General features: G+C 71.1%; 2 protein-coding genes. Both read left to right on the plus strand.

Annotated features, from left to right (window positions below; all coding sequences use genetic code 11):
* The coding region (locus tag ACFXA3_RS23995) for an amino acid adenylation domain-containing protein (protein WP_385189922.1) at nucleotides 1–7,296 on the plus strand (7,296 nt) is incomplete at its 5' end.
* A 1-nt stretch (nucleotide 7,297) separates the two neighbouring features.
* Nucleotides 7,298–9,615, plus strand: a 2,318-nt coding sequence (locus ACFXA3_RS24000; RefSeq protein ID WP_385189924.1) for a condensation domain-containing protein, incomplete at its 3' end; no start/stop codon positions are given.

Here is a 9,615-nt window from a genome sequence, read left to right on the forward strand (position 1 = left end):
GCGGCGCAGGTCGCCTACTGGAAGGAAGCCCTGGCCGGTCTTCCGGAGCAGTTGGAGCTGCCGGTGGACTACCCGCGCCCCGCTGTCGCCTCGCACGAGGGTGCTTCGGTGGACGTGCACGTGCCGGCGGAGGTGCACGCGCGTCTGGTGGAGCTCTCGCGTTCCAGCGGCGCGAGCGTGTTCATGACGGTGCAGGCCGCTCTGGCGGTCCTGTTGTCGAAGATGGGCGCCGGTCAGGACATCCCGATCGGTACGCCGATCGCGGGCCGTTCCGACGACGCCCTGGACGATCTCGTCGGGTTCTTCGTGAACACGCTGGTCCTGCGGACCGACCTCTCTGGCGACCCGACGTTCCGCCAGGTACTGGAACGGGTCCGGGAAGCCGACCTCGGCGCGTACGCCCACCAGGACGTGCCGTTCGAGCGGCTCGTGGAGATCCTCAACCCGGCGCGCTCCATGGCCCGCCACCCCCTCTTCCAGGTCATGCTCGCGTTCCAGAACGTCGCCGCCCCCGATCTCGACCTGCCGGGTCTGACCGTTCGCAGGGAACAGGTGGAGGGCGCGACGGCCAAGTTCGACCTGTCCGTCAGCCTGGGTGAACTCCACGACGAAGACGGAGCACCCGCCGGACTGCAAGGGCAGCTCGACTACCGAACGGATCTGTTCGCCGAGAGCACGGTGCGAGAACTCGCGGACCGTGTGGTGCGCGTGCTGGAAGCCGTCACCGCCGATCCCGATGCGGCGATCCGTTCCGTCAGCGTGCTCGGTGCCGAGGAGCAGCACCGGCTCCTGACCGAATGGAACGCAACTGCTCGCGACGTTCCGCACGGGACGCTGCCCGAGCTCTTCCAGGCGCAGGTGGCGCGCACTCCTGATGCCGGAGCCGTGGTCAGTGGCGGTGTCGAGCTGAGCTATGCGGAGCTGAACGCCCGGGCGAACCGTCTGGCGCGTCACCTGGTGGCGTGCGGTGCCGGTCCGGAGAAGCTCGTCGCCGTCGCGCTGCCCAGGTCGGCCGACCTGGTGGTCGCGCTGTTCGCCGTCCTCAAGAGCGGTGCGGGTTACGTTCCGGTGGACCCGGAGTACCCGGCCGACCGGATCGCCTACATGCTCGCGGACGCCGAACCGGTGCTGGTGATCACCGATACGGACACGGCGCCCGCGCTGCCCCAGGACGACGCCGCACCGCACCTGCTGCTCGACGAGCCCGGAGTCCGGCAGGACATGGCCCGCCGGGACGGCGGAGACCTGACCGACAGCGACCGCCGGTCTCCGGCGCTGCCCGCCCACCCGGCGTACGTGATCTACACGTCCGGATCGACCGGCCGGCCCAAGGGCGTGATGGTCGAGCACCGCAGCGTGGTGAACCTCGCCTCCTGGGCTGCCGATGGGCTCGGCGCAGACCGATTGGCGGAGGTATTCGCGTCGACGTCACTCAACTTCGACGTGTCCGTCTTCGAAATCGTCGCTCCGCTGCTCGCCGGCGGTCGGGTCAACGTGATCCGGGACCTGCTCGCACTCGGCGACGAAGCCGCAGGGAACACCGACCGGCCGCTCGTGAGCGGCGTTCCCTCGGTGTTCTCGAGCCTCCTGGACCGTGAACCGGCAGTGGACGCGGCAACGGTCGTCATGGCGGGTGAGGCGATTTCGCCGGTCGTTGCCAAGAAGATCCGGTCGGCCTTCCCCGCAGCCCGCATGGCGAACTGCTACGGACCCACCGAGGCCACGGTCTATGCAACGTCGTGGTACACCGATGCCGAACTGCCGGACGCACTTCCGATCGGTCGGCCGGTCGCCAATACGCGCGTGTACGTCCTGGATGCCGCGCTGTCGCCGGTGCCCGTGGGCGTGGCGGGCGAGCTGTACGTGGCCGGTGCGCAGCTGGCCCGGGGGTATCTGGGTCGTGCGGGGTTGACGGCGGAGCGGTTCGTCGCGGATCCGTTCGCGGTGGTGGCCGGTTCGCGGATGTACCGGACCGGTGACGTGGTGCGCTGGTCCGCGGACGGTGTCCTGGAGTTCGTGGGCCGTGCCGATGCGCAGGTGAAGGTACGGGGTTTCCGTATCGAGCCGGGCGAGATCGAAGCGGTGCTGGCGGATCACGCCTCGGTGAGTCAGGTCGCCGTCGTCGTACGGGAGGACCAGCCCGGCGACAAGCGCCTCGTCGGCTACGTGGTGCCGGCCGCCGGCGCTTCGACCGGCCATTTCGATGCGCGGGACCTGCGTGGGTTCGTGGCGGATCGGCTGCCGGACTACATGGTGCCGTCGGCGTTCGTGGTGTTGGACGGTCTGCCGTTGACGCCGAACGGGAAGCTGGACCGCAAGGCGCTGCCGGCTCCCGAGTACACGACGGATGGGTTGGGGCGTGGGCCGCGGTCGCCGCGGGAGGAGATCCTGTGCGGGCTGTTCGCCGAGGTCCTCGGGGTCGAGTCGGTGTCGATCGATGACGGTTTCTTCGAACTCGGCGGGCACTCGCTGCTGGCGACCCGGCTGGTGAGCCGGATCCGGTCCGTCCTCGGGGTCGAGGTCGGCATCCGGTCGTTGTTCGAGGCCCCGACCGTCGCCGGGCTCGTACACCGGCTCGATGAGGGTGGTCGGGTCCGGGAACCGCTGGAGCGGCGGGTGCGGCCGGAAGTCCTTCCGGTGTCGTTCGCGCAGCGTCGTCTGTGGTTCCTCGGGCAGCTCGAAGGCGTCTCCGCCACGTACAACATCCCGCTCGCACTCCGCCTGACCGGCAAGCTGAACGCTGAAGCGCTGCGAGCTGCACTGGCGGACGTCGCCGGCCGGCACGAGAGCCTGCGGACGGTGTTCCCGCAGGTGGACGGCGAGCCGCGGCAGGAGATCCGGCAGGGTGCGGCGGGCATTCCCGATGTGGTGGTGGAGTCGGTGCCGGCGGGTGACATTGCCGCAGCGGTGGCGGGCGTGACCGGTGCCGGGTTCGATCTGGAGCGGGATCTGCCGTGGCGGGTGCGGCTGCTGGAGGTCACCGACGCTCCGGGCGAGTGGGTTCTGGTGATGGTGGTCCACCACATCGCGGCCGACGGCTGGTCGATGGCGCCGCTGGCCCGGGACCTGTCGCAGGCCTACGCGGCCCGTTGCCAGGGGGATGCGCCGGTATGGGCGGAGCTGCCCGTGCAGTACGCGGACTACACGCTGTGGCAGCGCGAGGTCCTCGGTGACGAGGACGACCCGGACAGCGTGATCGCGGCCCAGGTCGCCTACTGGAAGCAAGCGCTGGCCGACCTGCCGGAAGAGCTGGAGCTGCCGGTCGACCACCCGCGTCCCCCGATCGCCTCCCGTCAGGGTGACTCCGTGGACGTGCGCGTGCCGGCGGACGTACACGCGCGTCTGGTGGAGCTCTCGCGCTCCAGCGGGGCGAGCGTGTTCATGACGGTGCAGGCCGCGCTGGCCGTCCTGCTGTCGAAGACGGGCGCCGGCGAGGACATCCCGATCGGAACGCCGATCGCGGGCCGTACCGACGACGCCCTGGACGATCTCGTCGGGTTCTTCGTGAACACGCTGGTCCTGCGGACCGACCTCTCGGGCGACCCGACGTTCCGCCAGGTCCTCGAACGGGTCCGGGAAGCGGACCTGGCGGCGTTCGCCCACCAGGACGTGCCGTTCGAGCGGCTCGTGGAGATCCTCAACCCGACGCGGTCCATGGCCCGCCACCCGCTGTTCCAGGTCATGCTCGCCTTCCACAACAACGCCCGTCCCGATCTCGACCTGCCCGGCATCCAGTCGCAGGACGAGCAGGTGCACATCCCGGCGGCCAGGTTCGACCTGTCCCTCAACCTCGCCGAGACCCATGGGCCCGACGGAGACCCGGCCGGGCTGCTGGGTGAGCTGGACTACCGCACCGATCTGTTCGAGCGCAGCACCGTCGAGCAGCTCGCCGAGCGGCTGTCCCGGCTCCTCGAAGTCGTCACGGGCGATCCCGACGAGCCGATCCGTACCCTCGGTGTCCTCGGCGCGGACGAGCGCCGGCGGATGCTCGTCGAGTGGAACGACACGGCCCACGCGGTTCCCGAGACGACGTTGCCGGAGCTGTTCCAGGCACAGGTCGCGCGTACGCCCGATGCCCTCGCGCTGGTGGGCGGGGGAGTCGAGCTCACCTACGCCGAGCTGGGCGTGCGGGTGCGGCAACTCGTGCACGGGCTGGCCGCACGCGGCATCGGGCGCGGCGACCGCGTCGCGCTCCTGCTGGACGGCTGGCTCGACCAGATCTCCCTGACGATCGCGCTCGTGCACATCGGAGCCGCGTACGTGCCCCTGGACCGGCGGAGCCCCGCCGCCCGCCTGGAGCTGATCCTGGGCGACTCCCGGAGCACCGCCGTCGTGGTCGACAGGACGACCCGGGCCCTGCTCCCGGACCGGTACCTCGGGAGCGGTCTCGACGCGTTGCAGGTCGAGGAGCTACCCGCCCAGGGCGTGCCGGCAGCGGTCGATCCGGCGCCGCCGGTGCGGCCGCTCGACCTGGCGTACGTCATGTTCACCTCCGGTTCCACCGGGCGGCCCAAGGGCGTGGCCGTCACCCACCGCAACGTCGTCGCGCTCGTCGCCGACCGGTACTGGCAGCACACGGGCGAGGACCGTGTCCTCGTCCACTCCTCGCCGTCGTTCGACGCCTCCACCTACGAGGTGTGGGGCGGACTCCTCAGCGGTGCCACCCTCGTCGCCTCCGGCACGGTGTCCGCGGACATCCCCGAGCTCGCCCGCACCATGACGGAGGCACGGGCCACCGTGGGTCTGCTCAACGAGGGCATCTTCCGGGCCCTGGCCGAGAGCGCGCCCCAGAGCTTCGCGACCCTGCGCGACGTGTACGTCGGCGGTGACACGGTCTCCCCCTCCGCGGTGCGGAAGGTACAGGACCACGCCCACGGCATGCGGTTCACCAACAGCTACGGGCCGACCGAATCGACCCTGTGCGTCGCCCACCACGCGTTGCCCCCGGGGAGCCACGCCACCTCCCCCGTCCCGATCGGCCGGCCGCTCGACAACACGCGGCTGTACGTCCTCGACGAAGGGCTCCAGCCCGTGCCCTGCGGAGTGATCGGCGAGCTGTACGTCGCCGGCGAGGGGCTGGCCCGCGGCTACGTCGACCGCCCCGACCTGTCGGCGGAACGGTTCGTGGCCGACCCGTTCGGTCCTTCCGGTACGCGCATGTACCGGACCGGCGACCGGGTGAAGTGGAGGCCCGAGGGGACCCTGGAGTTCGCCGGACGCACCGATACCCAGGTGAAGGTGCGCGGATTCCGCATCGAACCGGGTGAGATCGAGGCGGTGCTGGAGTCGCTCCCCGACGTGGCACAGGCCGTGGTCGTCGTCCGCGAGGACCGGCCGGGCGACAAGCGGCTCGTCGCCTACCTGGTTTCCGCCGCCGACGTACGCCTCGAGCCCGAGGACCTGCGGTTCCGTCTTGCCGAAGCCGTGCCCGACTACATGGTCCCGGCCGCCCTCGTACAGCTCGACGCCCTTCCCCTCGGGCCGACGGGCAAGCTCGACCGGGCGGCCCTGCCCGCACCCGACTATGCGGGAGGGGGCGGCCGGGCTCCGCGCACCGGCAAGGAGCGCACGCTGTGCGCGGTCTTCGCCGACGTACTGGGGGTCGGCGAGGTCTCCGCGGACGACAGCTTCTTCGCCATGGGCGGCGACAGCATCGTCTCCATCCAGCTCGTCGCCAGGGCACGCGCCGCAGGGCTGATCGTCACACCGCGACAGGTGTTCGAGCGGAAGACCGTCGAAGCGCTCGCGGCGGTGGCGGTCGACGCGGACGTGCAAGCCGATGCGGTGGCGGACTCCGGCACCGGCGTGGTGCCGCTGACGCCGGTCATGCGGCAGCTCTGCGAACGCAGCGACGTCATCGACCGGTTCAGCCAGTCGGTCACGCTCGTGACCCCCGGCGGCCTCCTGCGCGAGGACATCACGGCGGCGGTGCAGGCGGTCATCGACCACCACGACCTCCTCAGGGCGCGACTCGCCGCATCCCCGGACGGGACCTGGCAGCTGGAAGTGCTGCCGCCCGGCACGGTCTCCGCCGAGGCGTCCCTGTCCCGTGTCGACGCCGCAGGGCTGGGGCGGTCGCGGCTGCGGGAGCTGGAAGAGGAACAGGAGGCCGGGGCGGGCAGCCGCCTCGCCCCGGCGGACGGGCGGATGCTGGACGCCGTCTGGCTCGACGCGGGACCGCACGAGCACGGCAGCCTGGTCATCACGCTCCACCACCTCGCCGTCGACGCCGTGTCCTGGCGCATCCTCGTGCCCGACCTCGTCTCCGCCTGGAAGGCCGTCGCCGCGGGCCGGCAGCCGAGCCTGCAGCCCGTCTACACGTCCTTCCGCCGCTGGGCCGAACACACGACGGCCGAGGCGGAACGGCGGATCGGGGAGCTGCCCTTCTGGGAGCGGCTCATCGCGGACACCGAGGCTCCCTGGGGCCCGGTGCCGGCCGTACTCGAACCCGCACGCGACACGTGGGGCACCGCCGAGACCCTCAGCGTGACGGTGCCGGCGGAACTGGCCGGGCCGCTGCTGACCACACTGCCCGAGGCCTTCAACTGCGCGCCGGACAGCGTCCTGCTCGCAGCCCTCATGCTGGCCGTCGACCGTGGTACGGCACGGCGCGGCGGGAAGACGCCGCCGTTCCTCGTCGACGTCGAGCGCCACGGGCGGCAGGAGATCAGTCCCGCACTCGACGTTTCACGGACGGTGGGCTGGTTCACCAGCGTTGCTCCCGTCCGCCTCGACGTGCGGGAGGCCGCCGGCGGGCGTGGGGCGGAGGACGCCCTCAAATACGCGAAGGAGCAGCTGCGGGAAGCCCCCGACAACGGGTTCGGGTACGGCCTGCTCCGGTACCTCAACCCGGCGGCCGCGGGCCGCCTCGCCGCCCTCCCCGCAGCTCACGTCCTCTTCAACTACCTGGGGCGCACACCGGCGCCGACCGGCCACGACGGCACGGAGCCACAGCCCTGGTCGGTCGTCGGCGACGGAGAAGCCGGCGGCGGAGCCGACCCGGACATGCCCATGACCCACACCCTCACGGTCAACGCCGTGGCCCGGGAGACCGCCTCCGGACCCGAACTGCTCACCACCTGGGCCTGGCCGGGCCGACTGTCGACGGCCGGCGAGATCCGGGAACTCGCCGAGGCGTACACGCAGGCCCTGGCCGACATGGCCGCACTGGTCGAGTCCCCCGACATCGGCGGACTGACCCCGTCCGACGTGCCCCTCCTGGGGCTGAGCCAAGACGAAATCGACGAGTTCGAGTTCGAGTTCGCCGAGAACGACGATCTGAACGGAAGGATTTGAAATGAAGCGGTCGCGAATTGAAGACATCCTTCCGTTGTCGCCCCTCCAGGAGGGCCTGCTCTTCCACGCACAGTTCGACGACGAAGCCGCGGACACGTACGTCGTCCAGCTCGTCATCTCCCTGCGCGGCACGGTCGACGGACCCGCACTGCGCAGGGCGGTGAACGAGGTGCTGACCCGCCACGCCAACCTTCGGGTGCGCATACAGCACCGCAAGACGGGGCAGCCCGTCCAGCTGGTGATGCGCGACACCGAAGTCCCCTGGCAGGACGTCGACCTCACCCACCTCACGTACGAGCAGCGCGCAGCCGAACTCGAACGCCTCCTCGCCGAGGACCGGGGCCGTCGCTTCGACCTGGGCCAGGCCCCGCTGATCCGCTGCACCCTCGTCCGGATGGCCGAGGACGACTACCGGTTCGTCTGGGCCAACCACCACATCCTGCTCGACGGATGGTCGAACGCCGTCCTGTTCCAGGAGCTGTTCAGCCTCTACCAGAGCCGAGGCGAAGCCCGCCTCTCGCCGGTGACGCCGTACCGCGACTACCTCGCCTGGACCGCGCGGCAGGACGGCGAGAGCGCGCGCACGGAATGGGCGGCCGCCCTCGACGGACTCGAGGATTCCACCCGCCTCGTACCCCACCCGGGCACGAGCCCTGCTGAATCGTTCCCGCAGCGCGCCACCTTCACGGTCGACGAACACCTGACGGGCGGCCTCACCGAACTGGCCCGCTCCCGCAACCTCACTTTCAACACGCTGATACAGGGTGCCTGGGGCATCCTGCTGGGACGTCTCACCGGTCTGGAGGACGTGGTCTTCGGCACCACCGTCTCCGGACGTCCCCCGGAGCTCCCCGGAATCGAGACGATGGTCGGGCTGTTCATCAACACCCTGCCGGTCCGGGTACGGTTCGACCCCGCATCGTCCGTCGTCGAGACCCTTGCGCGGCTTCAGGACGAGCAGGCCCGCCTGATACCCCACCAGCACCTCGGGCTCGCCGAAATCCAGAAGACCGCGGGACGCACCGACCTCTTCGACACCGTGGTCGTGTTCGAGAACTACCCGGTGGACGAGGCCGCGTCCGCCGGACTCGGCGCGGACCTCCAGGTCGCCGACGTCACGGGCCACGACGCCACCCACTATCCGCTGAGCCTCATGGTCCTTCCCGGACGCGAGCTCGTCTTCAACCTCGACTACCGCGAGGACGCCTTCGACCGGGCGGCCGTCGAACGGCTGGCGGCGCGCCTCGTCCGGCTCCTCGAAACCATCGTCGCCGCACCGGACGCCGCGATCCGCGACCTCGACCTGCTCGCCCCGGCCGAACGAGAGCAGCTGCTCGCCCTGGGGCAGGGGGCCACCGCCCGGAGCCCGCTCGCCACCGTGCCCGACCTCTTCCGGGCGCAGGCGCACGCCACCCCGGACGCCGTCGCCCTCACGGGCGGGGGAGCAGACATCACGTACGCCGAGCTGGACGTCCGGTCGGACGCCCTGGCCCGCGAACTCGTCGCCAGGGGCGCGGGACCGGAACAGGCGGTCGCGGTGTGGATGGAACGCTCCACCGACCTCGTGGTCGCACTGCTGGCCGTGCTGAAGACCGGCGCGTTCTACGTACCGCTGCACGACGGCTACCCGGCGGAGCGCCGCCGACTCGTCGTCGAGGACTGCCGCGCCCGGCTGCTGCTGACGGACCGGCCCGCGGACGCGGCCTCGGCCGCGGGGACGGCGGCCGTCGTCCACGTGGCGGACGGCGCGCTGCTCGCGGCCGGCGGCGAAGCCCGGGAGGGCTCGGAGCCGGCCTCCTCCGGCGACCCTGCCGGTGCCGGTGCTGCTCCGCAGGCCGAAGGCCTGGCCTATGTGATGTACACGTCCGGCTCCACGGGCGAGCCCAAGGGCGTTGCCGTTACGCACCGGGCCGTCGTCGACCTGGTCCTCGACCCGTCCTGGAAGAGCGGCCCCGAGGAGCGCGTCCTCTTCCACGCACCGCACGCCTTCGACATCTCCGACTACGAGCTGTGGGTTCCGCTGCTCTCCGGGGCGCGCGTCGTCGTCGCCCCGACGGGGCCGATCGACTCCGTGGCCCTGAGGAAGCTCCTCACCGGGGAACGGATCACCTCCGTACACCTGACCGCCGGACTCTTCCGCGTGATCGCCGAACAGGACGCGGACTGCTTCTCCGGCGTCCGCGAGGTGTTGACGGGTGGTGATGTGGTGTCGCCGGTGGCGGTGCGGCGGGTGGTGGAGGCGTGTCCGGGCACGGTGGTGCGGGTGTTGTACGGGCCGACGGAGATCACCTTGTGTGCGACGCAGTACGAGGTTCCGGT

It is taken from the genome of Streptomyces sp. NPDC059456 (genome assembly GCF_042750055.1).
Taxonomy (GTDB): Bacteria; Actinomycetota; Actinomycetes; order Streptomycetales; family Streptomycetaceae; genus Streptomyces.